A 24,937-nucleotide genomic window follows, 5' to 3' on the forward strand; every position below is an offset into this window, starting at 1 on the left:
CAAGCCTTCCTGGAGGACACTCGGTCAGAGAACGACGACGCCTTCGGCGACGCCGATGGCCCGGAGATCGCGGTACCAGCGTTCGACCGGATGTTCTTTGGTGTAGCCGTGGCCGCCGAGCAACTGGACGCCGTCGAGGCCGATCTGCATGGCCTTGTCGCTGCCCAGTTTCTTGGCCAGGGCGGCTTCGCGGGCGAACGACAACCCTTGCTCGGCCCGCGACGCCCCGCGCCAGGTGATCAGGCGCAGGCCGTCGAGCTCGATCGCGATGTTGGCGCACATGAACGCCACCGACTGCCGGTGCGCGATCGGCTCACCGAATGCGGTGCGCTCCTTGACATACGGGATGACGTAGTCGAGCACCGCGTGCGAGGTGCCGACCGCCAGTGCGGCCCAGCCGAGCCGCGACAGTGCGATCGCCTCGGAGTAGGCGTGCGCGTAATCGGCCTCCTCCGCGTCGTGCTCGCCCAACCGAGCGCTCAGCGGCACGGTCACGTTGTTGAGTTCGACGCGGCCCAGCGCGGCGGCCCGGATGCCCATGCTCGGATCTGGCGTCACCGTCAAACCCTTCGTCGACGCCTCGACGATGAACAGGGTCGGCTTGCCGTTGAGCTGCGCGGCGACGATGAAGACCTCGGCGTCGGCGGCAGCGGGCACCAGGCTCTTCACGCCGTCGAGGCGGTACCCGCTCGGCGTGCGGACGGCGGTGGTCTTCAGTGCCGTCGGATCGAACAGCGGGTGCGGTTCGGCGATTGCCACGCACGCCTGCGGCACGTTGTCGCCGGCGAATTCCTTGAGGTAGGTCGCCTGCTGATCGGCGCTGCCCCAGTGGGTCAATGCCGACGCGACCCCGCCCGGTGCCAGGATCGGCAGCGCCAGCCCCATGTCGCCGTACGCCAGCGCCTCGGCGACGAGCGCGTTGGTCACCGTCGAGCGGTGCTCGGCGATGCCGTCGAAATCCTCCGGCACATTGATGGCCGTGATGCCCAACTCGGCGGCCCTGGAGATCAGGTCCGGTGGATAACCGGCGGCGGCGTCGGCGTCGTGCGCCGCGGGCCGCAGGATCTCCTCGGCGAACTCCTCGACGGTCGCGACGATCATCTTCTGGTCGTCGTCGGGGGTCAGGTCGAAGTAGTCCGAGCCTCTGGGTCGATTGGCCTCCAGTCGGGTCGCGGGCTTACCGAGGCCCTGGATGCGCTTGAACTGGCGGGTCGAGGCGCCTGCGGCGGAGAAGGCCTGTTTGACCCCGTAGCGCAGCCCCCGGTTGAGCGGATCGCGCAGGTTGTACTTGTCCAGGAACTCTTGGCCCATGATCGGGGTGATCAGCGCCAACCCGACATCGGTGATGGACCGCTTGTGCTTCTGAAGTCCGACGGCACTTTCGTGGCCGTTGCGTTTGGTCGGCAGGGTGTTCGTCATTGTCAGCTGCCCTCGTCTGATCATCGGAGATACGCGATTGCGCAACTGACTCCAGAGTAAGGTATCGGAACTGACTGCTGAGTAAGGTCGGTGGATCTGTAGCGCATCTCACACGCCCGCGCGCCCTCAGTCGGTGAGGGCGGCCAGCACCGCGTCGTGCAGAAGTCCGTTCGTCGCCAGCGCGCTGCCGCCGTGCGGACCGGTCGCGCCGGACAGGTCGGTGAACCGCCCGCCGGCCTCCCGCACCAGGATGTCCAGCGGCGCGAGATCCCACAGCTTGACCTCCGGTTCCACCGCGACGTCGACCGCTCCCTCGGCGACCAGGCAGTACGACCAGAAGTCGCCGTAGCCGCGTACCCGCCACACCGCGTCGAGGAACTCGACGAACCGGGGGCGGTTGTCGTCCCAGCCCGTCGTCAGATCGGAGTACGACACACTGGCCGCGTCGAGCTCGCCGACGCCGGACACCGAGATGCTGCGGGTCTGACCGCCGAACGACGTGTACGCGCCCTGGCCGTCCGCGGCCCACCACCGGCGGCCCAGAGCGGGGGCGCTGACCACGCCGACGACCGGAACGCCGTCGACGAGCAACGCGATCAACGTCGACCACACCGGCACGCCGCGAACGAAGTTCTTCGTGCCGTCGATCGGGTCGACCACCCACTGCCTGCCGCGCAACTCCTTTGTCCCGCCGAACTCCTCGCCGAACACGGAGTCCTGCGGCCGCTCCTCGGCCAGTCGGGACCGCAGCAGTTTCTCGGCATCCAGGTCGGCGTCGGTGGCCGGCGTCATGTCCGGTTTCGTCTCAACCTTCAGGTCGACGGCGCCGAAACGCTGCATCGTCAGCGCGTCCGCTTCGTCGGCCAGTCGCAGTGCCAGGGTCAGGTCGTCCGCCAGGGTGCTCATAGGTGCCGTCCTACCATGGCCGTGTGTTCGAATTCGCGATGATCCTGCTGCTGGTCGGTGCGCTGGTGCTTCTGGCGAGACCCTTGCTCGCGCGACGGCGGGGCGTCGGCAACGACTGGGTGCCCGGCACGCTGCTGGTCACCGGGGTCAGCCCACGCCCGGACGGGGTCACGGGCGAGCAGTTCGTCACGATCACCGGGGTGATCAACGGCCCGACGGTCAACGAGTACACCGTGTACACGCGGATGACGTCCGACGTCGACAACTGGCCCACCATGGGTCAGCTGATCGACGTCATGTACTCGCCGGGCAACCCGGAGAAGTGGGCGTTCGGGACACGTCCAGAGCCGCTGCCGCCGACCGATCCGCCACCGCCGCCGCACTGATTCGGCCGGGCCGACTCCTCACCGCCCCGTGCCTCGCGCGCGTCGACGTCAGCCGTGCCCGATGCGGAGCAGCTCCTCGACGCTGGTCAGCTTGACCCGCGGCCGTCCCGAGCCCTGACCCGCGGTCCGTTCGTGCTCGTCGATCAACTTCCAGTGATCGGTGGTCACCAGCTTCGGCTGACGCTCCAGCAGCCAGCGCTGCACGGTATCGAGGTGATCGGGCTGGAACTCCGCGAGTTCGGCGTCCGCCAGATCGGCCAGCAGCGTCTCGACGGTGTCGGCGGAGTCCTTCTTGTTGCTGCCGATGACGCCGGTGGGCCCGCGTTTGATCCAGCCCACCACGTATTCATTGCGGCTCCCGTCGATCCGGCCGTCGGTGTGCGGAATCGTGCCCGCCCGCTCGTCGAACGGGAGACCGGGCGTCGGCAACCCGCGGTATCCGACGGCCCGCACCACCAGCTGCGCCGGCACCTCCTCGCGCTCGCCGGTGTCCTTTGCCGTCACCCGCCCGTCGGGGCCGCTGATCAGTTCGTTGCGGCCCAGCACGATCGACTCCACCCTGCCGTCGCCCTTGATCTCGATCGGTGAGGTCTTGAACCGGAACACGATCCGGCGCCGCGCACCCTTCGGTGTCGCTTCGGCATATCCGCGCAGCACCTTGATGTTGTTGCGCACCGTCTTCCCGGCGGCTTCGAGATCCTCGTCGGTGATGTCGGCGAAATCGTCGGGGTCGATCACGATGTCGACGTCACCGAGCGCTTCCAGGTCCCCGAGCTCGCGCAGCTCCAGCGTGGTGAAAGGCGCCTGCAGCGGACCGCGCCGGCCGATGATCAGCACCTCTTCGACACCGCGGGGTCGCAACGACTCCAGCGCGTGATCGGCGATGTCGGTCTCGGCCAGCAGGTCGGGGTCACTGACCAGGATCCGGGCCACGTCGATAGCGACGTTGCCGTTGCCCACCACCACCGCACGGCCACCCGACACATCCGGTGTCATCTCCACGAAATGGGGGTGGGCGTTGTACCAGCCGACGAAGTCCACCGCGGCGACGCTGCCGGGCAGGTCCTCACCGGGGATCCCGAGCGCGCGGTCGGATTGCGCACCGGTCGCGTAGATCACCGCGTCGTAGCGCTCGGCCAGCTCAGCGGGGTGCACGTGATCGCCGACGACGATGTTTCCGAAGAACCGGAATCGCGGGTCCAGCGACGTCTTCTCGAACTGGGCGCTGATCGACTTGATTTTGGGGTGGTCCGGGGCGACCCCGGACCGCACCAGTCCCCACGGCGTCGGCAGCATTTCCAGCATGTCGACTCGGACGTCGCGGTTCTCACCGGACCCGCCGTACTTGAGCAGGGACGCCGCGGCGAAGTACCCGGAGGGTCCGGCGCCGACGACGGCCACGTAGTAGGGCCGCAAAGGGGGCATATGGGCTGCCTTCTGTCGCTACCCGGCCGCGCGCAAGGGGCTGTCGCGACGTGGCCGGACGGAGGTTCCGACCCCGATGCTAGATCGCGCGCATCTCCGTGGACGGCATTCCGGGATGGTGGCGGTGAAATCGGTCGCCGATCGCCCGCCGGGCTGCGACGACCGCCGCCGGCGGGGGAGTGAGTAACCTGTTGTTCCGTGGATCCCGACCGCCAAGCCGACATCGCCGCCCTCGACGCCACCCTGACCACGGTGGAGCGTGTCGTCGACGTCGACGGGCTTCGCGGGCGCATCGAACAGCTGGAGAAGGACGCCTCCGATCCCCAGCTGTGGGACGACCAGACCCGCGCGCAGAAGGTGACCAGCGATCTGTCCCACGCGCAGAACGAACTCCGCCGGGTCGAGGAACTGCGCAGCCGTCTCGAGGATCTGCCGGTGCTCTACGAGCTCGCCTCCGAAGAGGAGGGCAGCGACGCCGACAACGCCACCGTCGAGGCGGACGCCGAACTGAAGAAGCTCCGCGAGGACATCGAGGCCATGGAGGTCCGGACCCTGCTGTCCGGGGAGTACGACGAACGCGAGGCCGTGGTGACGATCCGGTCCGGCGCCGGTGGCGTGGACGCCGCCGACTGGGCCGAGATGCTGATGCGGATGTACATCCGCTGGGCCGAGCAGCGCAACTATCCGGTCGAGGTGTTCGACACCTCCTACGCCGAAGAGGCCGGCATCAAGAGCGCCACCTTCGCGGTGCACGCCCCGTTCGCCTACGGCACCCTGTCGGTGGAGCAGGGCACCCACCGGCTGGTGCGGATCAGCCCGTTCGACAACCAGAGCCGCCGGCAGACGTCGTTCGCCGACGTCGAGGTGCTGCCGGTGGTCGAGACCACCGACCACATCGACATCCCGGAGACCGACCTGCGCGTCGACGTGTACCGCTCCAGCGGCCCGGGCGGACAGTCGGTGAACACCACCGACTCGGCGGTCCGGCTGACACACCTGCCGACCGGCATCGTCGTCACCTGCCAGAACGAGAAGTCGCAGCTGCAGAACAAGGTCGCCGCGATGCGGGTGCTGCAGGCCAAACTGCTGGAGCGCAAACGTCAGGACGAGCGGGCCGAGCTCGACGCGCTCAAGGGCGACGGCGGCAGCTCGTGGGGCAACCAGATGCGCTCCTACGTGTTGCACCCGTACCAGATGGTCAAGGACCTGCGCACCGAGTATGAGGTCGGAAACCCGGCCGCGGTGCTCGACGGAGACATCGACGGCTTCCTGGAGGCCGGCATCCGCTGGCGTCACCAAAAAGATGACGACTGATCGACTCCTCGCCCTCGACCTCTCCGGCACCTGGCACGGGTTCTGGGAAGGCGACACCGGTGTCTGGATTCTGGCCCGGGGTGTGCCGATCGCGCTGCTGTTGATCGGCGGCCTGCTGGCCGCCAGGTTCATCAACTGGTCCGCACAACGCATCACCCGCCGCATCGACGCCCAGTACCGGGAGAGCGATCAGCTGGTCCGCACCGAGAGCGCCAAGCACCGCCAGGCGGTGGCCTCGGTGATCTCCTGGGTGTCGGTGGCGCTGCTGTTCGTGATGGTGGCCGTGCAGATCACCGACATCCTCGCGATACCCGTCGGGTCACTGGTCGCACCGGCGGCCGTGATCGGCGCCGCTCTCGGCTTCGGCGCTCAGAAGCTGGTGCAGGATCTGCTGGCCGGGTTCTTCATCATCACCGAACGTCAGTACGGCTTCGGCGACCTGGTGCAGCTGAACGTGGTCGGCGCGCCCGAACCGGCCCAGGGCACCGTCGAAGAGGTCACGCTCCGGGTGACCAAACTGCGTACCAGCGAGGGGGAGGTGTTCACCGTCCCCAACGGCAACATCGTCCAATCGTTGAACATGTCCAAGGACTGGGCGCGCGCGGTGGTCGACATCCCGGTGCCCACCTCGGTGGACCTCAACAGCGTCAACGAGGTGCTGCACCGCGTCGGGGAGCGGGCGATGCAGGACCCCGAGCTGCGTGCGCTGCTGCTGGACACGCCCCAGCTGATGGGCGTGGAGAGCATCCAGGTCGACACGGTGAATCTGCGCATGGTCGCCCGGACGCTGCCCGGCAAGCAGTTCGAGGTCGGTCGCCGGTTGCGGATCCTGATCATCGCGGCGCTGGCCGGCGCGGGGATCGCCACGCAGGATCACACTCCGACGGTGAGCAATATCAGTGCCAGCGGCGACACGGTGGGCAGTGAAGCCGCCACTGCCGGGCGATCGGAGCAGAAGTCATGAGGCTCCCGGCGTCCCTGCAGAGCTGGCGCAGACCCGACCGCCATTCGCGCGCCTATCTGTTCGGACGGCGGATGCGGCTGTCCACCTTCGGTCTGATCGTCGCGTTCATCGCGCTGTACTGGGTGTACGAGAACTTCGAGCCTCCCGCTCCGTCGCCGCCGGCGGCGCCGGCCAACCAGGTGGTCCCGCCCGGGTTCGTACCCGACCCGAACTACACCTGGGTGCCGCGCACCAACGTCGCGCCCCGCGAACCTGAACTCACGACGCGCACCACGACGACCACGACGACGACGACCACGACGCCGACACCGACCCCCACACCGGAACCGACGGACACCACCACCCCGGGTCCGATCGGCCCGGTGGTGCCGTTCGGCCCGACGACGACGGTCATCGATCCCGACGGCCCGGGGCCGCTGAGCCCGCAGACGTTCACGCAGGCGCCGTCGGCGGTGCCGCCCACCACCATCACCCCGCCCGGCCAGGCGCCGCCGGTGCCGCCACTGCCCTAGGTCGGGGGCGGGGACAGGCCACCCCGCTACACTGGCGTGCCGTGATGATCACCCTCGATCGTGTGTCAAAGCAGTACAAGTCGTCGGCGCGTCCGGCGCTCGACAACGTGTCGGTGAAGATCGACAAGGGTGAGTTCGTCTTTCTCATCGGCCCGTCGGGTTCGGGCAAATCCACGTTCATGCGGCTGCTGCTCGCCGAGGACCACCCGTCCTCGGGAGACATCCGGGTCTCGAAGTTCCACGTGAACAAGCTGTCCGGACGTCACATCCCCGGTCTGCGGCAGGTGATCGGGTGCGTGTTCCAGGACTTCCGGCTGCTGCAGCAGAAGACCGTCTTCGAGAACGTCGCCTTCGCGCTCGAGGTGATCGGCAAGCGTGCCGACACCATCAACCGCGTGGTCCCCGAGGTGCTCGAGATGGTCGGGCTGTCCGGCAAGGCCAACCGACTCCCCGCCGAACTGTCGGGAGGTGAGCAGCAGCGGGTCGCGATCGCGCGGGCGTTCGTCAACCGGCCGCTGGTGCTGCTCGCCGACGAGCCCACCGGCAACCTCGACCCGGAAACCAGCAAGGACATCATGGACCTGCTCGAGCGCATCAACCGCACGGGCACGACGGTGGTGATGGCCACCCACGACCACCACATCGTCGACTCGATGCGCCAACGTGTCGTCGAACTCGAACTCGGCCGGCTGATTCGTGACGAACAGCGCGGCGTCTACGGAATGGATCGCTAGTGCGTTTCGGCTTTCTCGTCAACGAAGTTCTGACCGGGCTTCGCCGCAACGTGACCATGACGGTCGCGATGATCCTCACCACCGCGATCTCGATCGGGCTGTTCGGTGGTGGCATGCTGATCGTCCGGCTCGCCGATCAGTCCCGCGCGATCTATCTGGACCGGGTGGAGAGCCAGGTCTTCCTCACCAACGACGTGTCGGCCAACGACCCGACGTGTGATGCGGACCCGTGCAAGGCGCTGCGGAAGACCATCGAGGACCGCGACGACGTCCGCTCGGTGCGGTTCCTCAACCGCGACGAGGCCTACGACGACGCGATCCGGAAGTTCCCGCAGTACAAGGACGTCGCCGGTCGCGACGCGTTCCCGGCGTCGTTCGTGGTGAAGCTCGACGACCCCGAGCAGCACGAGGACTTCGACGACGCGATCCGCGGTCAGCCCGGAGTGCAGAACGTGCTCAACCAGAAGGACCTGATCGACCGGCTCTTCGCGGTCCTCGACGGCATCAGTAACGCGGCATTCGCGGTGGCGCTGGTGCAGGCGATCGGCGCGGTGCTCCTGATCGCGAACATGGTCCAGGTCGCGGCCTACACCAGGCGCACCGAGATCGGCATCATGCGACTGGTCGGGGCCACCCGCTGGTATACCCAGCTGCCGTTCCTGGTGGAAGCGATGCTCGCCGCGTTCATCGGTGTGGTCATCGCGATCGTCGGGCTGATCCTGGTGCGCGCGCTGTTCCTGGAGAACGCGCTCGACCAGTTCTACCAAGCGAACCTGATCGCCAAGGTCGACTATGCCGACATCCTGTACTACAGCGCTCCGTGGATGCTGTTCCTCGGTCTCGCCATGTCGGGTATCACGGCGTACGTCACACTGCGGCTCTACGTGCGACGGTAGCGGTGGCCAAGAAGACCAAGGCCGTCAAGGACAGCAACAACCAGGTCGTCGCGACCAATCGCAAGGCGCGGCACAACTATTCGATCCTGGAGACCTTCGAGGCGGGCATCGCGTTGATGGGCACGGAGGTCAAGAGCCTGCGCGAAGGTCAGGCGTCGCTGGCCGACGCGTTCGCCACCGTCGACGACGGCGAGATCTGGCTGCGCAACCTGCACATTCCGGAGTATCACCACGGCACCTGGACCAACCATGCCCCGCGGCGCAACCGCAAGCTGCTGCTGCACCGCAGGGAGATCGACAACCTGGTCGGCAAGATCCGCGACGGGAACCTCACCCTGGTGCCGCTGTCGCTGTACTTCACCGGCGGCAAGGTCAAGGTCGAGCTGGCGCTGGCCCGCGGCAAACAGGCTCACGACAAACGCCAGGACATGGCGCGGCGGGACGCCCAACGTGAGGTCACCCGCGAACTGGGGCGCCGCGTCAAGGGCATCACGTCCTGACCGGCATCCTCACCGCGCTGCTCGCCGCGTTCGGCTACGGCGTCAGCGATTTCGTCGGTGGCATCGCCTCGCGGCGGGTGGCCGCACTGCGGGTGGTCCTCGTCTCGTATCCGGTGGCGCTGGTATTGCTGGCGCTGGTCGCCATCCCGATGGGTGGGCAGCTCAGCGGTCCGGCCGTGTGGTGGGGGTTGTTGGCGGGGCTGGTGCAGGCCTTCGGCGTGTGGTGGTTCTACGCGGCGCTGGGCTCGGGCCCGATCGCGGTGGTGTCTCCGCTGACCGCGGTCCTGGTCGCCGGGATCCCGGTGCTGGTGGGCCTCACTCTCGGAGAGCGGCCCAGCGCTCTCGCCGGTGTCGGGGTGGTGCTCGCGTTGGTCGCAGTGGTGCTGGTCAGCCGCGGCGCCGAGGACCGGGACTCCACGCCGCACCGCTTCACCGCGAAGGTCGCCTGGTTGACGGTCGGGTCCGGGGTGGCGTTCGGGATGAATTTCGTCGTTTTGGACCAGGTCCCGACTGAGGCCAAACTGTGGCCGTTGGTGCTCGGCCGGCTCGCGGCGGCCGCGGTGGTGCTGATCGCCGCCGCGATGACCGCGAACCTGGTGCTGGAGCGGGGTGTGCCGCTGCGGCTGGCGGTGTTCGCCGGTGCGCTCGACACCGTCGCGAACGTCGCGACGTTGCTGGCACTCCAGTCGTCGATGTTGTCGCTGGCGGGGGTGTTGATCGCGCTGTACCCGGCCGCGACGGTGCTGCTGGCGATCGTGGTGCTGCGTGAGCGGGTAAGCCGATGGCAGGCGTTCGGCATGGTGCTAGCGCTCGGTTCGGTCGCGATGATCGCGGCCAATTAGCTACGGTCGACCTCAGTGCCGTCCCCCCGCGGGGCGCCCCCTGGGAAGGAGATGGGGTGGCAGCCAGCCCGTCGCGAATCCGACTTCCGGTCTACATCGGGGTCGCCCTGCTGGCGGTGGTGAACGCCGCAGCGCTGTGGGGCGAGGAGGCTGCCCGCCGAGGCGAGCTCGTACTGCAGACTGGCACCGCGCTGGGCGCCGCGGTATGCGGGCTCGTCGTCGCGCGACGTATGACCGGACTGGCACGGGCCTGGCGGCTGCTCTACGTGGCGGCGCTGGCGGCCTGGGTGCTCGGCCAGATCTCGTGGTGGAGCAGCGGCGCCGGTACCGCGCCGATGATCGCGCGCGTGGCCTATCTGTCGCTGCCGGTGCTCGCACTGGGCGCGGTCATCCTGCTGGTCCGCTCCAGCGGCGGGGTCACCGGGCCCCCGGACAGTCCGCTGCGATATCCGTTCATCACCAACGCCTTCGACGGCGTCATCGCCGGGGTCTCCTTCCTGATCCTGGCGGTGATGGGCGACTTCGGCACCAGCTCAACCGCGTCGCTGCCCCGATCCGGCGTGCCGGCGATCGAGGTCATCTTCACGGTCGCCGAATTGCTGCTGGTGGCGTGGGCGGTGGTGATCGCGATGTTCTACCAGCCTGGTCGCCCGTACCGCAAGAACTATCTGCTGCTGGCCGGCGGCCTGGTGACCATGGCCGCCTCCGACCGGGTGGTCGCCTACCTCCGCTCTGTCGGTGTGGAGGGCGGTGACCTGTGGGCCGGTATCGGGCTGATCATCGGCCCGGTGTTCATCGCACAGGCGATGCTGGAGACCTCGGATTCCGGTGACAGCGGCACCGGCCGTGGCGTCGACTGGGCCCAGCTGATCCTGCCCTACCTGGGATTCCTCGGCATCGCGATCATGTTCGGCTTCCATGTCCTGATCGGGCAGCAGCTGAGCTCCTTGGTGGTGTGGCTGACAGTAGCGATGGTCGCCCTGGTCACCGTCCGGCAGATCCTCGTGTTGCGGGCCCAGAATCTGCTGACCCAACGGCTGTACTGGGCGCAGCGAGGGTTGGCCTATCAGGTCCACCACGACGCGCTGACCGGACTGCCGAACCGGATCCTCTTCGCCCGGCGGCTCGACGAAGCCATGGCACACGGCGATTTCGTGCTGATCTTCGTCGACATCGACGACTTCAAGGAAGTCAACGACCGTTTCGGTCACGCGGCGGGCGACGAACTGCTCTGCGCGGTCGGGGAACGGTTGAAGCGGTGCGTGTCCGACGGAGACACCCTGGCCCGCATCGGCGGCGACGAATTCGCCATCCTGATCCACGGCGAAACGGAGCAGTTAGAGGTCGTGGCGGAGCGGCTGCGGATCGCGCTGCGTGACCCGTTCCCGGTACACGGCTCCTCGCTGCGGGTCAGGGCCAGCATGGGGCTGGTGCGGCCGGAAGCCGACGGAGTGCCGCAGACTTCGGATGATCTGCTGCGGCAGGCGGACATCTCGATGTACGCCGGAAAGCGGCTGGGCAAGGACACCGCCGTGGTCTACCAGCCGTCCTCGGGGGTGATGGTCGACTTCCCGACGCTGCTGCGCAGCAGCGCCGGCCGACCCCCGCCCGGGTTCCGCCTGGTCTATCAGCCGGTGGTGCGGCTACCCGAGGGCTGCCCGATGGCGGTCGAAGCGCTGGCCAGATGGACAGCGCCGAACGGCATCGACATCTCTCCGGAGACGTTCGTCGCAGTGGCCGAAGCTGCCGGACTGGGCTCCGACCTCGACGCCCTGGTGCTCGACCTGGCCTGCCAGGAGGTCAGGGGTACAGGGCTCGACCTGGACATCCACGTCAACATCGGGGCGGCTCGGCTCGGAAACCCCGGCTTCGAGCAGCAGGTGCGTGCGGCGTTGACACGACACAAGATTCCGCGCAACAGGCTGGTGCTGGAGATCACCGAGACCGAGCCGATCGTCGACCTCGACCGGGCGGCTGCGCAGATCAGCCGGCTGAGCGAACTCGGTGTCAAGGTCGCGCTGGACGACTTCGGTGCGGGCTTCAACTCGCTGACCTACCTGCACTGCCTGCCGGTGCAGATCGTCAAGCTCGACCGCAGCTTGGTCTCGGGAGGCCATCCGGCGCGCGATTTGGCGTTGTACCGCTCGGTTATCCGACTGTGTCGCGACCTCGGGCTCGAGGTGATCGCCGAGGGCATCGAGACGTCCGAGCAGTCGGAGATGGTCTACCGCGCCGGCGGCAGGCTGGCTCAAGGACACCTGTTCGGCCGTCCGGTGCCGATGGCGGACCTGGTCGACATGTACGTCGAGGGCCGAGACCGGGAGTTCTCGCCCGCCGTGGTGCGCGACCGCACAGAGACGGATTAAATATCCGGCGGCCGGTGTTGCAGACACCGGTAGTATGAAGTGTCCGCCGAAGGTCGGCGGGTGTGCGAGGGGCTGAACGGTTTCGACTTCGCGCATCGAATCAAGGGAAGCGTGCCGGTGCAGACAACTGACCACCGTAAGCGTCGTTGTAACCAATTAAGCGCCGATTCCAATCAGCGCGATTACGCTCTCGCTGCCTAAGCGAAGCTAATCCGTCAGACCGGGAGTGCCCTCGACCCGGATCCTGGCGTCATCTAGAGGGACCCACCCACGGGTTCGGTCGCGGAACCCGCGGGGACATCAAACAGCGACTGGGATCGTCATCCTGACTTGTTCGCGTGATCAGGAGATCCGAGTAGAGACATAGCGAACTGCGCACGGAGAAGCCTTGAGGGAATGCCGTAGGACCCGGGTTCAATTCCCGGCAGCTCCACCGGACGAACAGCCGGACCTGAGACACCGAGTCTCAGGTCCGGCTTTCTTTAGTTCTGGGCCCCAGGGTTCTGGGCCTGGGGCTCGGCCAGTCGCACCATCCTGGTCGTCGAACTCTCGTCCAGCTCCACGACGTCGGATCTGGAGCGCAGGAAGTCGCTGAACGAGCGGTAGCCCAGCGACTTCTCACTGAACGAGGGATCCATGCGTTTCATCTGCGCCTTGACCGCCGAGTTGTGCAGCCAGTCGACATCGTCCTTCTCCAGCCCGATCCGCAGCGCGCGGGTCAGCAGCCCGGTGGCCGCCGCCTGCGGATCCGGCGTCTCAGGCTCCTCGGAGGTCTTGGCAGTTCCGGACCGTCTCCGCCGTGCCGGCGTCGTTTCGACTGCCGCCGGCTCGGGCGTGGGTATGCCGGGCAGCGCATCGTAGGTGACGAACTCGTCGCATGCCGCGGCCAGCATGCGGCTCGACGAGCCGGCAACCCCGATGCCGACGACATAGCGGCCCAGGCGTTTACACCGCTGGGCGAGCGCGATGTAATCGGAGTCGCCGGCGACGATGACGACATGGGTCAGGTCGGGCAGGCGGAACATGTCCTCGACCGCGTCGACGGCCAGCCGGATGTCGGCACCGTTCTTCCCGTAGGCCGCCGCCGGGAACAACTGGACGAGGTCGACCGCGCGACCGACCAGTTGGCCGCGGTAGCCGGCGTTGATGTCGGCCGACCAGTCGGCGTAGGCGCGCGTGAGCACCAGCGTCCCGAAAGACGAGGCGAAGTCGATGAGGGCGCCGACGTCGACGGTCGCGCGAGCCAGCCTGTCCGGCCCGTCGGCGGGCGGTTTGGCCTTGTCCTTCTGAAACGAGTTGCGGCCGTTGACCTGGTCGTACCGCGAGATGACGATGTTGTCGAAGTCGAGATACACCGCGACGCGGGCGGCAACGGATTCGGTCATGGCCCCAGTTTTACCGACGGCCGGCCGAACGGTCTCAGTTTCCGGACGTCGCGGTCTCTGCCTGTGCAACGGCCAGCTTGCTCGCGGCGAAATCGGCGGCCTGCACCACCAGACCGTCCGAGATGTAGCGGGCATGCGCGCCGATGTCGTTGCCCGTCGAGCACACGAAATCGTTCGGCACACACAGTTCGATGGTCTTGGGTTCGTACAGCGTGCCGATCGTCACCGGCGGCTGCTGGATCGCGTCCATGAACCGTTCCGACGGCGCCCCCAGCAGCGCGACCGCCGCGACGTGGTCGGCGATGTCAGGCGGCATCGGCTCCGGAACCTCCGACACCGAGACGCCATCGGGAATCAATTCCGTTGTCACAAAACCCATCACCGCCGCACCCTGCGAGTAACCGGCGAGCACCAGTTTGGTGTCGGGGCAGTCCATCGCCACCCGTTGCACGTGGGTGCTGGCGTCGGTGATGCCCTCGATGGCGGTGGGGAAGTCAGGACTGGCCGGATAGTCGACTGCGTACACCCCGACCGATTTGTCACCGACCCGGGCCGCAAGGTCGTCGACGAACGCCTGGCCCATGACGCCGAGGCCCGGCGCCTCGGTGGTGCCGCGGGCGAAGACGACCTCGACGTCCGGGCATCCAGGCGGCGGCAGAGCAGGCGGCGCGGGCGGTGCGGGCTGGGCAAAGGCTTGCGGCGCAAGGACAAGCGTGACGAATGAGCAGACCCCCGCGGCGAGTGCGGAACGTCCGATACCACTGAGACGATCTGACAACCCCACGGTTCGTATGGTGACACAGATGCCGGCCGTCGGCACGCCCAGACATCCTCACGCTGCGGTGTGTCCGGTCAGTCGACGGGGTTGCTGCGGCCCACGATCAGTGGATCGGCGGGGGTGAACGGGAACCGCGGCAGGTCGTCGAGGTGTGTGTTGAACGCCGCCGCCAGCACTTCGCGGGAATAGGCGCTTGCCGATGCGCGGTAACCGATGTCGGCCGGGAACGGCTGATCGAAGAAGATCAGGAAGTGCCATTGGTCGGGGCCGGTGTTTTCGATGTGGTGCGGATAGGCGCGTGGGATGAAGTACATGTCGCCGGCACCCATTGTCCAAGTGTCCAGTGTGCCATCGGGATTCATCACCGTCATACGGGCGTTGCCGTGCCTGACGTAACCCATCTCGGCGGTGACCGGATGCCAGTGCGGTTCCCGCATCCCGTCCTCGGCCACCCGCAGCGAGTACATCGACATGTTCTTCAGTGCCGGCCAGAACTGGTCCCGTGCGAACCGCGCGTTTCCCGTCACGTAGTTCAGGCCCGGGGTCTGCGCTTCGATGTCGAACTTGTGCGGATCGCTGAAGTACGCGCAGGCGGGCACGTCGGGTGCGCCGATGCGCGCGGCGAGTTTGTGATCGGTGGTGTCGCGCCGGATCCTGGCCATGTCGGAGGCAGGCAGGTCGTAGGTGTTGCCGAGCACGGCGTCGGAGAAGGCTCCGAGGGTGGCGCCGAAGCCGAAATCTTCGGGCCGTTCGTGGCGGAAGGCGATGATGAACTCGGCGACGTCCTCGCCGATGTTCTCGATGTGGTGCAGCGACCCCGATGTGGCATGGAACATCTGACCGGCGGTCACTACGAAGGTCGCGAAGCGACTGTGGTCGTCGAGGATCGACACCAGCGCCGTGCCCGAGACGCAGTAGGTGAGTTCGTCGGCGTTGGCGTGCCAGTGCGGGGTGCGCATCGCCCCGGGGTTGAGCAGCACCCGCTTGATCGACAGCCCGTTCAGAATTGGCAGATTGTCGGCGGTGACACGGCGCATGGAGCCCAGCTCGGACTCCTCGACGATCTCACCGTCGTGCAGGGAGGCGGTGTGGGTGCTGGGGATGATGGACGTCGGCACGGTGGTCTCCCTCGGCTGGCGAAGCTGGCGCAGTCCACTCTGCCCGGCAGGTAGGCCGGTGTCATTGTGGTTGGCGGTCGATCTCGCTACCTGCTGGCTGCAAGCCGTGACGCCTCCAGGCCGGCACGCACGTCATCCGGGATCGGTGTCGGGCCGGTGTCGTCGAGCAGCACCAGCACCGTGTCGCAGAGGCTGATGCAGGCGCCGTCGAGGAACAGCGCGCTCGACGCCACGAACGAGGTGCGGCCGATATGCCCGACGCCGATCGCGGTCTGCAGCACCGCCGGCCACGGCGCCTCGCGCAGGTAGTGCACGACGATCGTCGACGTCACGAGGCGGTGCGCCCGGGTGGCCAGGTCGTAGGCCCCGGGGTAGACACATCGGTTGAACGTCGCCCTGGTGTTCTCGTGCAGCGATTCCAGCGCCACGTTGTTCAGGTGCCCGTTGGCGTCCATGTCACCGAACCGGGCCGCCGCCTCGCCGTGGACGGGATAGGTGGCGGCGTCCAACCGCGCGGGATGCGGTCGCGGCGCCGAGCTGATCAACGGGGGCGGTCCGGAATCCATGCGGTCAACGTAGCGTCGTGCGGCAGAATTGCGCCGGTGACGACGCCGCCGCAACCTCCCCGGCCACCCGACCGGCGGGGTCGGGCCCACCCGGGGACTGATCCGGTGACCCGGCGGCTGCCTCGTCCCGGTGCGCCCGACGCGCGCACGGAACGTCTGCGACCGCCGATGCGCGACACCGCGCCCACCGAGCGGATGCGGCGACCGGCGGCGCCCCCGCCGGACCGGCCGGTGCCGCCGCAATCGACGCCACCACATGCCGGCGAGCCCGCTCCGCGGCGTCGCACCGGGGTCACCCGTCGCAGCGGGCTGCTGCTCGGCGTCATCGTGGTGGCGGCGCTCGCAGGCGGCCTCGCCGGCGCCGAACTGTATGCGCGGCACCGCGCGGACGACGTGCTCGTCGGCATCGCCGAATGCGTGGTGGAGGACGGCGCGAGGATCTCCTACGGGGTGAATCCGCCGTTCCTGTGGCAGCACCTCACCGGGCGCTACACCAACATCTCCGTGCACACCGCGGGGGACCGCGTGCAGTCCGCTGACGGCATGACCGCCGACGTCACCCTCGAAGACGTGCGGTTGCAGGACTCCGCAGACTCCAAAGGCACGATCGGCTCCCTGTCGGCGACCCTGACGTGGCGCTCCGACGGCATCAGGGACACCGCGGTGGCGAACCTGCCCGCGGTGGGTGAGTTGATCACCGGGGTCCGCACCGACCCGGCCGCCGGGACCCTCGTCCTGGATGCGGGCGCCACCATGGTGACCGCCAAACCCGTTGTCACAGAAGGTGACCTGAACCTCGAGGTGGTCGCGGTCGACGGACCGTTCCCCAAGGACGTGGTGCAGGGCGCGCTTGACGACCTGACGAGGAAACTCAACGACAACTACCCGCTGGGCATTCACGCCGACAGCGTGCAGGTGACCGGCGCCGGGGTGGTCGGGACGTTCTCCAGCCAAGACGCGTCGATTCCGCGGGAAGACGCCAACGCCTGCTTCGCTCCGCTGTGACGCATCGTTCACGGCTGTAACAACGTGAAGAAGGTGGGACGGGTCGGCGTCCGAGTATCTTTCCGGTCGGTGGTGTCAATCCTGAATCGCCTTGGCGACCGCCACATACCTGGTCGTGAAATCCGCGGCTTGATGCCGGTGTCCCATCAGCGCACGGGTGACGGTGCACACCACGCGGATCAGCGTCCAGGCCCTGGCGCGGTCCTCATCGAGCCCCGCAGCCTCGACGAGGGTGTAGAAGCGGCGACGCACGCCGTCCCGGGCATCCTGAGCCAGCTCGTCCCACCGGTGCCACAGCATCGGGGCCAACTCGTAGTGGGGGTCCCCGTTCAGCGGCTGCGGCGAGATCGCCAGCCAGGGCTCGCGATCGGAGGCGAGAATGTTGCCGGAATACAGATCTCCGTGCAGGACCACCGAATCGTCTGTCTCGACGGTCAATTCGCGACCCAGGACGGTGGCCTGCTCCACCAGGCGGTGCGGAATAGGGGCGCTGCGCGGCAACCCGCCCGCGACCTCGATCCACTGCGCCACCCGCGCGCGCAGCGACGGCAACTGCGGCATCGGCGGCACGTGCAGGCGAGCGTAGAGGCCGGCGACGACCTCACAGGCCTCGGTGTCCGGTCGACCTGTCAATGCCTGTGGTTGCAGCCTCTCCAGTAGCACGGCCCGCCGAGGAGGGTCGGCGCGCAGCAGCCGCACCGCTGCGTGCCCCGCCCAGCGGCGCAGCACGAGATGCTCGTGCTCGCTCGGGGCGTCCGGCGCCCTGACCTTCAGCACGGCGGGAAGATCGCCGTCGGTGCGGACCGGTGCCACCAGAGATTCCGTGCCTTCGCGTACCGGCCCGTCGAGCCTGAGACTCCACCGGTCCATGCACTCATGCAGCGTGCCGGTCAGATCGCGGGACGGTGAAGTCATCGGTTGTGTGGTGGCAGTTCAATTCACCGCAGAATGCCTGGCCTGCTGTTCGGCGGCATGATCCTCGATCGCCTTGCCGATCGCGTGGGCGGCCTGGTCGACGAACGTGCGGCCGCTGCCGGTGACCCAGTCGCGGGACGCGGCGGGTGCGGCGAGCTGCCCGGTGAAGTGCGGGATCACGTACTGCGCGAACAGTTCATAGCTGTGCAGCTTCGCCGCGGGAGGCGCCCAGTCGTGGTCGAAAAGCAGGAACGCACCGAAGCCGCCGTTGCTCGCCTCGACCAGTTCCTCGATCTTGGCGATCGCATCCTCCGGTGTGCCGATCACCGCGAAACCGGTCGCGTGATTGTTCGCGATGATCTCGGCGGGCGTGTCACCCTGCACCGGGCCTGCCGGCAGAATGTGCGAGAAGTACTGCGAGAACGCGGCGATGCCGTACTCGACGTCGCGCTCGGCCTGCTCGCGCGTCTCGGCGAGGTGCATGGGACCGACCAGCCGCCACTTCGACCGGTCCGCCACATGCCCGTGCTCCCGCGCGACCTCTTCCCACGTGCTCCAATGCTGGGCCAGCAGATCCATGCCCTGCTTGGCGGTGGCCGCGATCGAGAGCATGCCGACGCCGTGCCGGCCGGCCCCGCGTGGACCGGTGGGGGAGAAGGACGCCGCAACGGCCACGTCGAAACACGGTTCGCTGTACGGCGTCAGTTGCAGGCGCGCATCCTGCAGTGTGAAGCCGTCGGTGTGCATCGTGACGGTCTCGCCCCGCAGCAGTCGCATGATCGCGTCCAGGCACTGCTCCATCCGGGGCCGCTGCTCGTCGGCAGGAATCCCGAGCATGTGCGCATCCGAGGTGAGCTGACCGGGTCCGCAACCCAGCATCACCCGGCCCCTGGTCAGATGGTCGAGAAGCACCATGCGGTCGGCGAGCAACAGCGGGTGGTGGTAGGGCAGCGAGCTGACACCGGTACCGAGCTTGATGTGCCTCGTGCGCTCGGCCGCGACGCCGATGAACACCTCGGGGGAGGCGATGATCTCGAAGCCGGCCGAGTGGTGCTCACCCACCCAGGCTTCGTGGAAGCCGAGGCGGTCCATGGCCACGATGAGGTCGAGGTCCCGTTCCAGGGCGAGGGTGGGGTTCTGTCCGACGGGATGGAACGGGGCCATGAAGTTTCCGAAACGCATCGGGCCATTCTGTCGGTCGCGGCGGTCGCCCAGGTGACTTTCGGCGGTCCGCGCTGGGAGTTCGCCGATGCGGCGCTGTACTGCCTGGGCAGCCGCCTCGGCCGAGTCGTGGTGTCGATGTCGCGGTTCGGGGTACATGGCTCTACGCCCGTCAGGGGGTGCATCACCGACAAGGGGGAGCCGATTCATGTCGTCTGACACCGCGGCGGCGAGCGTCGCGCCGACCAAGCTGGCGCGCAAGATCACTGGTCCGCTGCTGTTCCTGTTCATCCTCGGCGACGTGCTCGGTGCCGGCGTCTACGCGCTGATGGGGGAGTTGGCCGGCGAGGTCGGCGGGGTGTTGTGGGCGCCGTTGACGGTCGCGATGCTACTGGCGTTGCTCACCGCGGGCTCCTATGCCGAGCTGGTGACGAAGTATCCGCGTGCCGGCGGAGCGGCGGTGTTCGCCGAGCGAGCCTTCGGACGACCGCTCGTCTCCTTCCTGGTGGGGTTCTGCATGCTGGCTGCGGGCGTGACCAGCGCCGCCGGGCTGGCGCTGGCCTTCTCCGGCGACTACCTCGCCACGTTCATCGACGTTCCCGTGATCCCCGCCGCATTGGTCTTCCTGGCCCTGGTCGCCTGCCTCAACGCACGCGGTATCAGCGAATCGCTGAAGACCAACGTCGTGATGACGGCCATCGAGCTGACGGGTCTGGTCATCGTGATCGCGGTGGTGGCGGTGATGCTGGGCCGTGGCGACGGCGACATCAGCCGCGCCGGCGCGTTTCCCGACGGCGTTTCACCCGGCCTGGCCGTCCTCGGCGGCGCAATCCTGGCGTACTACTCCTTCGTCGGCTTCGAGACCTCCGCCAACGTCGTCGAGGAGATCAAGAACCCGCGCAGGGTGTACCCGACCGCACTGTTCGGCGCGCTGATCACCGCGGGCGTGGTGTATGCACTCGTCGGGCTGGCCAGCGCGATCGCGCTGCCCGCCGACGAGCTCTCGCAGTCCTCGGGCCCGCTGCTCGACGTGGTGTCGGCGTCGGGAGTCGGGGTGCCGGACTGGCTGTTCAGCCTGATCGCGTTGATCGCGGTCGCCAATGGGGCGCTGCTGACCATGATCATGTCCAGCCGGCTGGCGTTCGGGATGGCCGAGCAAGGTCTGCTCCCGCACGTGCTGTCCCGGGTGCTGCCCCGCCGCCGCACACCGTGGGTCGCGATCATCGCGACGACGGTGGCGTCCATGCTCCTGACGTTGGTCGGCGACCTGTCCACGCTGGCCGAGACCGTGGTGCTGCTCCTGCTGTTCGTGTTCCTCGCGGCCAACGTCTCGGTGCTGGTGTTGCGCCGGGATCATGTTGAACACGAACACTTCCGGGCCGCGACGTTCGTGCCGGTGCTCGGCGTCGGCTCGTGCATCGTTCTGATGACTCAGCAGAGCGCCAAGGTGTGGTTGCTCGCCGGTCTGCTGTTGCTGGCCGGTGTGGTGCTGCACTTCGTCAGCGAGCGGTTCTCCGGACCGCGTTCACGCGACGGCGCGGAACACCGCTGAGTCCAACAGATCGGCTACCGGAGTGGCAATCGCCGTGTCAGCGCTTGGTCGCGGTCACCAGGAGGTACTCGGCCTCGTAGGCGGTGCTGCCCGGGTCGGTGGAGCCGTTCCACTTCTCCAGGAAGGCCAGGAAATCGCGGTCGAGAGCGGCCAACCGTTCGGGATCCTGTGCGTTGAACCGGTACGCCGCAATGGTGGGGCCGTAGTGCGACTTCCAGTACTCGCGGAACTCCAGCGGCGTCGCGCAGTGATCCATCACTACCGTCCGGCGCTGCATGGTCAGGTCGGAAACCTTGTCGCCGAACAGCTCCCGGACGTGGTCCTCGCTACCCCACAACGGTGCCGGGCTCGCCCCGGGCGGCGGCGGGGGAGCATAGGGCTTCATGGTGGCGAACAGATTGCCGATGAAACCCTCGGGCGTCCAGTTGATCAGACCGATGTTTCCACCGGGCCGGGTGACCCGGATCAGTTCGTCGGCGGTCGCCTGATGATGCGGGGCGAACATCGCGCCCACGCAGGACATCACGACGTCGAAGTCGTTGTCGGCGAACGGCATAGCCTCGGCGTCGGCCTCCACCCAGTCGAGCTGCACGCCGCGGTCGGCGGCGATCGCGCGCCCGGCGTCGAACAGTTCCGGGGTGAGGTCTGAGGCGACGACGGTGGCGCCGGCCGAAGCGGCCGGGATGGCCGCATTGCCCGACCCCGCCGCGACATCGAGCACTCGTTGCCCTGCGCCGATGCCGCAGGCCTCGACCAGCCGCGTGCCCAGGGTGGGGATCAGGTCCGCGGCTACGGCGGGATAGTCACCCGATGCCCACAGCGCACGATGTTTGGCTTTCAGTTGACGATCGGCGTCGGGATCGCTCGCCACGCCGGCGTTAGCAGAGGTCATGGTGTCCTCGAATCTGTCGGTGGGTACCGCGGCCGCTGACCGACCGGCTACCCAAACGGTCGCGGGCCGACGGCCTGCCGACATCGGGAGCGACCACCCATTTTTCGTCTGTTCGTCCGGCACCACCGCACCACCACACCACCTCCTCAGGTGAGGATGCCGACCTCCCGCGCCCTGCGCACCGCGTCACGGCGCCCGGCCACCTGGAGCTTGGTCAGGATCGCCGAGACATGATGGTCGACGGTCTTGATCGACAGGTACAACCGTTCGGCCAGTTCGGCATTGGTCAGACCGTCGCCGAGCAGACGCAGCACCTCGACCTGTCGGGCGGTGAGCCCGGCCGGGTTGGACAGTGTCGAAGCCCGCCGCGGGCCGGGCACCGTACCCGCCCCGGCCGCCCGCAGCCCCGCACGAACCTTGCCGGCCACCGCGTCCGCGCCCAGCCGGTCGAGCACATCGAGCCCGCGGCGCGCGGCCGCAGGCTCTACGGAGTCGACGAGCGCCAGCGCCGCGTCATACGGCATCGCCAGGCGGTGGAACGCCTCGGCGGCCTCGTCGTGCCGGCCGGCCGACAGGAGCCGGAACGGTTCGGCGACCCGCCCCGTCACGGACACCGGTGTACCGATGCGGCTCAACCACATCGCCAGCTCGCCGCGAGACCACTCCAGTCCCTCGGTACTCGAATCATTCATCAACACCTGGCATTCCGGGATACGTGCGTCGGACACACCGGTCAGCCACATCCGTTCGGCCAGCGCCGACGCGACCGGCAGCATCCGCACCACTTCGCCGAAGCGGCAGGCGAGGTCCCACGCGTCGTCGATCGCCCCGCCGTCGTGACCGTCACGGCGTAAAGCGATCAGGCCGCGGATCAGCAGCGGCCACGTCCGCGCCAGCGGGGCGCTCGGACTGCCGAGCACGGTCTGGGCGTCGGCCAGCGCGTCGTCCCAGTCGCCGACCAGCAGGTGCAGTCGGCTCCGCGAACCCAGTTGCACCATCCGGCAGATTGGGAGATCGTGTTCCACCATCAGCGGGATGCTGGTGTCCAGCAGTGCAGCCGCGGCATCGAGCCGGCGTTGTTCGACGTCGAAGTACGTCAGGTTGGTGTAGCCGCCCGAGTACGTCTCGTCGATGTGGCGGGGACCGGCCGCCAGTTCGGCCAGCAACCGGTCGCGGACGGCGACCCGGCCGGCGAGGATGTCGCAGTAGTACCCGATGAGGCGCACGCGCACAGAAAGCGCGGGGTCGCCGGCCTCGGCGGCAAGCTCCCTCGCGCGGCGCAGCGCCTCGGCCGCCGCGTCCACCCGGCTGGACTGCACGGCCAGGAACGCGCGCATGGCGAAGCCGTGTCCGAGCTGACATGCCCGGCTCGGATTCTGTTGTGGAACAGCCTGATCGAGGACGGCGATGGCGTCGGTGACGTGTTGGTCGGCGGCCGCGCGGTTGCCGTTGTACCACTCGTACACCGCCAGTGAGTGGTGGTTGGCGCTGACCGCGACGGGGGAGTCCATGCCTGTTCGGATCCGCATCGCGCGACGGCACGCGCCGATCGCGTCGTCGAGACGGTCGGTCAGGTAATACTCGTCGGCGAGTTGTTCGAGCAGTTCGGCCTCGGCCCGGTCGCCGAGCAGACCGCCGCGCTCCAACGCGATCTGGAAGAACTCGCACGCCTGGGCGTGGGCGCCGGACCTGGCCGCGGTCCGCCCGGCCTGCGCGGCGGCGGCGGTGATCAGGGCCCGGTCGCCTGCGCCGAGCGCATGGTGGGTCAGCACGGCCGGATCCTCGTCGCAGGCCTCACGCAGTGCGTCGAGGAAACGGCGGTGCAGACCTGGCTCGGCGCCCGGCGGCATGACCTCGGAGATGGCCCGCCGGCACAGGTCATGGCGGAAGGCGACCCCCCGGGCGTCGCGCCTGATCAACTTCGCCTGGTCGAGGGCACGCAGCGCCGGCAACGTCACGCCGAGCCCGATCAGCAGGTGGTCTCCGATCGCGCCGGGCGCGCACGTCAGCAGGTGCAGCAGATCCCATGCCGCGGTGTCGAGGTTCGCGGTGCGGGCCAGGATCGCGTCGCGCACGGTGACGGGCAGCTCGACCCCGTCGTGGTCGAGCATCTCGCACACGAAAAATGCGTTCCCGCCGGTGATCTGGTGCAGTCGGTCGGGGTCGACGTCACGGTCGCCGACCATCGCCGCGATGGCCGCCGGACTCAGTGCGGGCAGTGTCAGCGACAGGCCGTGCGGCGAACGCGCGACGTCGCCGAGCAGGCCGCGCAGCGGGTGGGTGACGCTGACCTCGTCGTCGCGCAGGATGCCGACGATGAGCAGATGCGACTGCGCCGCGCGGCGGAGCAGGAACCGCAGTAGATCGACCGTGCCCTGGTCGGCCCATTGCAGGTCGTCGAGCACCAGCACCGACGGGTGCGCATGCAGGTCCTCGAACACCGCGACGAAGATGTCGTAGGGCTGGTCGCCGTTGGCGAGGTGCTTGCGCGTCGCGGCGGTGAAACCCGAAGCGACATCTCGCAGCGGGCCCAGGGGGCGGGGCGTGGACAGCGGGTCGCACGCGCCCCAGAGCACCCGGGTGTCGGCGGGCAGATCCGCGACGAACGCTTCGACGAACGACGTCTTGCCGGCGCCGGATTCGCCGCACACCAGCACCGCGCCTCCGCGCCCGGTGCGTGCCGCGGCGCCCCGGGCCGCGAGCTGATCGAGTTCGTGCTCGCGCTCGGTGAGCGTCACGGACCGATGCTAGCCGCAATCGACCGGTCCCACCAGGGAAAACGACCGGTCTGGGGCGGTTGCCGGCGCCAGGTGGGGAGGTTTCCCCGATGACGCGGACGGCGTCGGCGGCGCACCGTGGATCAGGCCTGGATACGGGCAAATCCATCGAGTGTCAGGAGGGCACCATGTCACGGTTCCTCATCGAGCGGAACATCCCCGGCGCCTCGGAGCTCACCGAGGAGCAGCTCGCCGAGATCGCCCGGAAGTCCAACGCCGCCATGCAGTCCCTCGGCGTCCCCTACCGATGGATCACCAGCTACGTGGCGGGGGACAAGGTGTACTGCATCCACGAGGCCGACGACGAGGACGCCGTTCGCGAGCATGCCCGCCGCGGTGGGTTCCCGGCCGACGTGGTCGTGCCGGTGTCCAACGAGTTCGGCCCCCAGACCGCGACCGCCCACACCTGACGGCGTCCCCGAACGTGTTTGCGGACGGCGATCCAGTGGAATAATGCGGCAATGCCGCGTGCCGTGCGCTCGTCCGAGCCGTCCGAGTGAAGGTTGCCGGACGCGTGAATCCTC

The 24,937-nt window shown here is 68.2% G+C and carries 24 protein-coding genes and 1 other RNA gene; 14 read left to right on the plus strand and 11 right to left on the minus strand.

The window, feature by feature from the left end; all coding sequences use genetic code 11:
- Window positions 1-24: 24 nt before the first annotated feature.
- Window positions 25-1,419, minus strand: a complete 1,395-nt coding sequence (locus tag KXD97_RS16795; RefSeq protein WP_260751171.1) for an acyl-CoA dehydrogenase family protein — start codon at window positions 1,417-1,419, stop codon at window positions 25-27.
- Between the two features lie 126 nt (window positions 1,420-1,545).
- Window positions 1,546-2,325: a histidinol-phosphatase gene (hisN, locus tag KXD97_RS16800; RefSeq protein ID WP_260751172.1), complete on the minus strand. Its 780-nt coding sequence runs from the start codon at window positions 2,323-2,325 to the stop codon at window positions 1,546-1,548.
- Between the two features lie 23 nt (window positions 2,326-2,348).
- Between hisN and KXD97_RS16805 the strand changes: the two genes are divergently transcribed.
- The gene (locus tag KXD97_RS16805; protein ID WP_260751173.1) at window positions 2,349-2,711 is read left to right on the plus strand and encodes a hypothetical protein; all 363 of its coding nucleotides are present in this window, start codon (window positions 2,349-2,351) and stop codon (window positions 2,709-2,711) included.
- A 48-nt stretch (window positions 2,712-2,759) separates the two neighbouring features.
- On the opposite strand, the gene KXD97_RS16810 is transcribed toward KXD97_RS16805, so the two are convergent.
- Window positions 2,760-4,136 (minus strand): FAD-dependent oxidoreductase, encoded by a 1,377-nt coding sequence (locus KXD97_RS16810; RefSeq protein ID WP_313901304.1) that lies wholly within the window; start codon window positions 4,134-4,136, stop codon window positions 2,760-2,762.
- Window positions 4,137-4,334: 198 nt separating this feature from the next.
- Between KXD97_RS16810 and prfB the strand changes: the two genes are divergently transcribed.
- The 9 genes from prfB to ssrA all read left to right on the plus strand — a co-directional run bounded on the left by prfB (window position 4,335) and on the right by ssrA (window position 12,700).
- Window positions 4,335-5,450, plus strand: coding sequence for a peptide chain release factor 2 (gene prfB / locus KXD97_RS16815; RefSeq protein WP_260751174.1), 1,116 nt, complete (start codon window positions 4,335-4,337; stop codon window positions 5,448-5,450).
- Window positions 5,440-6,414, plus strand: a complete 975-nt coding sequence (locus tag KXD97_RS16820) for a mechanosensitive ion channel family protein (protein ID WP_260751175.1) — start codon at window positions 5,440-5,442, stop codon at window positions 6,412-6,414. The genes prfB and KXD97_RS16820 overlap by 11 nt, the downstream gene beginning before the upstream one ends.
- Window positions 6,411-6,926: a hypothetical protein gene (locus KXD97_RS16825; RefSeq protein WP_260751176.1), complete on the plus strand. Its 516-nt coding sequence runs from the start codon at window positions 6,411-6,413 to the stop codon at window positions 6,924-6,926. Before KXD97_RS16820 ends, KXD97_RS16825 begins: the two co-directional genes overlap by 4 nt.
- Window positions 6,927-6,970: 44 nt before the next feature.
- Window positions 6,971-7,660: a cell division ATP-binding protein FtsE gene (ftsE, locus tag KXD97_RS16830; RefSeq protein WP_260758013.1), complete on the plus strand. Its 690-nt coding sequence runs from the start codon at window positions 6,971-6,973 to the stop codon at window positions 7,658-7,660.
- On the plus strand, window positions 7,660-8,556 hold the full coding sequence (gene ftsX, locus KXD97_RS16835; RefSeq protein ID WP_260751177.1) for a permease-like cell division protein FtsX: 897 nt from the start codon (window positions 7,660-7,662) through the stop codon (window positions 8,554-8,556). Before ftsE ends, ftsX begins: the two co-directional genes overlap by 1 nt.
- A gap of 2 nt (window positions 8,557-8,558) precedes the next feature.
- A complete protein-coding gene (gene smpB, locus KXD97_RS16840; RefSeq protein WP_260751178.1) occupies window positions 8,559-9,056 on the plus strand; it encodes an SsrA-binding protein SmpB in 498 nt (165 codons plus the stop codon).
- Entirely contained in the window at window positions 9,053-9,898 is an 846-nt protein-coding gene (locus KXD97_RS16845; RefSeq protein WP_396885445.1) for an EamA family transporter, read from the plus strand. The genes smpB and KXD97_RS16845 overlap by 4 nt, the downstream gene beginning before the upstream one ends.
- Before the next feature lie 56 nt (window positions 9,899-9,954).
- Window positions 9,955-12,264: a bifunctional diguanylate cyclase/phosphodiesterase gene (locus KXD97_RS16850; RefSeq protein ID WP_260751179.1), complete on the plus strand. Its 2,310-nt coding sequence runs from the start codon at window positions 9,955-9,957 to the stop codon at window positions 12,262-12,264.
- A 68-nt stretch (window positions 12,265-12,332) separates the two neighbouring features.
- Window positions 12,333-12,700: a transfer-messenger RNA gene (gene ssrA / locus KXD97_RS16855) on the plus strand.
- A gap of 46 nt (window positions 12,701-12,746) precedes the next feature.
- Here the strand turns inward: ssrA and KXD97_RS16860 are convergent.
- From KXD97_RS16860 to KXD97_RS16875, 4 genes are all read right to left on the minus strand, one after another.
- Window positions 12,747-13,649, minus strand: a complete 903-nt coding sequence (locus KXD97_RS16860; RefSeq protein WP_260751180.1) for an NYN domain-containing protein — start codon at window positions 13,647-13,649, stop codon at window positions 12,747-12,749.
- A 34-nt stretch (window positions 13,650-13,683) separates the two neighbouring features.
- Window positions 13,684-14,433: a cutinase family protein gene (locus KXD97_RS16865; RefSeq protein ID WP_313901305.1), complete on the minus strand. Its 750-nt coding sequence runs from the start codon at window positions 14,431-14,433 to the stop codon at window positions 13,684-13,686.
- 68 nt (window positions 14,434-14,501) lie between these two features.
- Window positions 14,502-15,545 carry a cupin domain-containing protein gene (locus tag KXD97_RS16870; protein WP_260751181.1) on the minus strand — a complete coding sequence of 348 codons (1,044 nt, stop codon included), beginning with the start codon at window positions 15,543-15,545 and terminating at the stop codon, window positions 14,502-14,504.
- Between the two features lie 86 nt (window positions 15,546-15,631).
- A complete protein-coding gene (locus KXD97_RS16875; protein ID WP_260751182.1) occupies window positions 15,632-16,111 on the minus strand; it encodes a thioesterase family protein in 480 nt (159 codons plus the stop codon).
- Between the two features lie 36 nt (window positions 16,112-16,147).
- On the opposite strand from KXD97_RS16875, the gene KXD97_RS16880 reads away from it, so the two are divergent.
- A complete protein-coding gene (locus tag KXD97_RS16880; RefSeq protein ID WP_260751183.1) occupies window positions 16,148-17,116 on the plus strand; it encodes a DUF2993 domain-containing protein in 969 nt (322 codons plus the stop codon).
- A gap of 75 nt (window positions 17,117-17,191) precedes the next feature.
- On the opposite strand, the gene KXD97_RS16885 is transcribed toward KXD97_RS16880, so the two are convergent.
- Both KXD97_RS16885 and KXD97_RS16890 read right to left on the minus strand, forming a co-directional pair.
- Window positions 17,192-18,031 (minus strand): aminoglycoside phosphotransferase family protein, encoded by an 840-nt coding sequence (locus KXD97_RS16885; RefSeq protein ID WP_260751184.1) that lies wholly within the window; start codon window positions 18,029-18,031, stop codon window positions 17,192-17,194.
- An 18-nt stretch (window positions 18,032-18,049) separates the two neighbouring features.
- Window positions 18,050-19,213, minus strand: a complete 1,164-nt coding sequence (locus tag KXD97_RS16890) for an LLM class flavin-dependent oxidoreductase (RefSeq protein ID WP_260751185.1) — start codon at window positions 19,211-19,213, stop codon at window positions 18,050-18,052.
- Window positions 19,214-19,246: 33 nt separating this feature from the next.
- Here KXD97_RS16890 and KXD97_RS16895 point away from each other — a divergent pair, with 33 nt between their 5' ends.
- Window positions 19,247-19,411: a hypothetical protein gene (locus tag KXD97_RS16895; RefSeq protein ID WP_260751186.1), complete on the plus strand. Its 165-nt coding sequence runs from the start codon at window positions 19,247-19,249 to the stop codon at window positions 19,409-19,411.
- Window positions 19,401-20,744, plus strand: coding sequence for an APC family permease (locus KXD97_RS16900; RefSeq protein WP_260751187.1), 1,344 nt, complete (start codon window positions 19,401-19,403; stop codon window positions 20,742-20,744). Before KXD97_RS16895 ends, KXD97_RS16900 begins: the two co-directional genes overlap by 11 nt.
- 37 nt (window positions 20,745-20,781) lie before the next feature.
- Here the strand turns inward: KXD97_RS16900 and KXD97_RS16905 are convergent, their stop codons facing one another.
- Both KXD97_RS16905 and KXD97_RS16910 read right to left on the minus strand, forming a co-directional pair.
- Window positions 20,782-21,636, minus strand: coding sequence for a class I SAM-dependent methyltransferase (locus tag KXD97_RS16905; RefSeq protein ID WP_260751188.1), 855 nt, complete (start codon window positions 21,634-21,636; stop codon window positions 20,782-20,784).
- Between the two features lie 146 nt (window positions 21,637-21,782).
- Window positions 21,783-24,374: an AAA family ATPase gene (locus KXD97_RS16910; RefSeq protein ID WP_260751189.1), complete on the minus strand. Its 2,592-nt coding sequence runs from the start codon at window positions 24,372-24,374 to the stop codon at window positions 21,783-21,785.
- Window positions 24,375-24,463: 89 nt separating this feature from the next.
- On the opposite strand from KXD97_RS16910, the gene KXD97_RS16915 reads away from it, so the two are divergent.
- A complete protein-coding gene (locus tag KXD97_RS16915; RefSeq protein WP_260751190.1) occupies window positions 24,464-24,823 on the plus strand; it encodes a DUF4242 domain-containing protein in 360 nt (119 codons plus the stop codon).
- Window positions 24,824-24,937: the final 114 nt, after the last annotated feature.

This window comes from Mycobacterium sp. SMC-8 (assembly GCF_025263565.1).
Lineage (GTDB): Bacteria > Actinomycetota > Actinomycetes > Mycobacteriales > Mycobacteriaceae > Mycobacterium.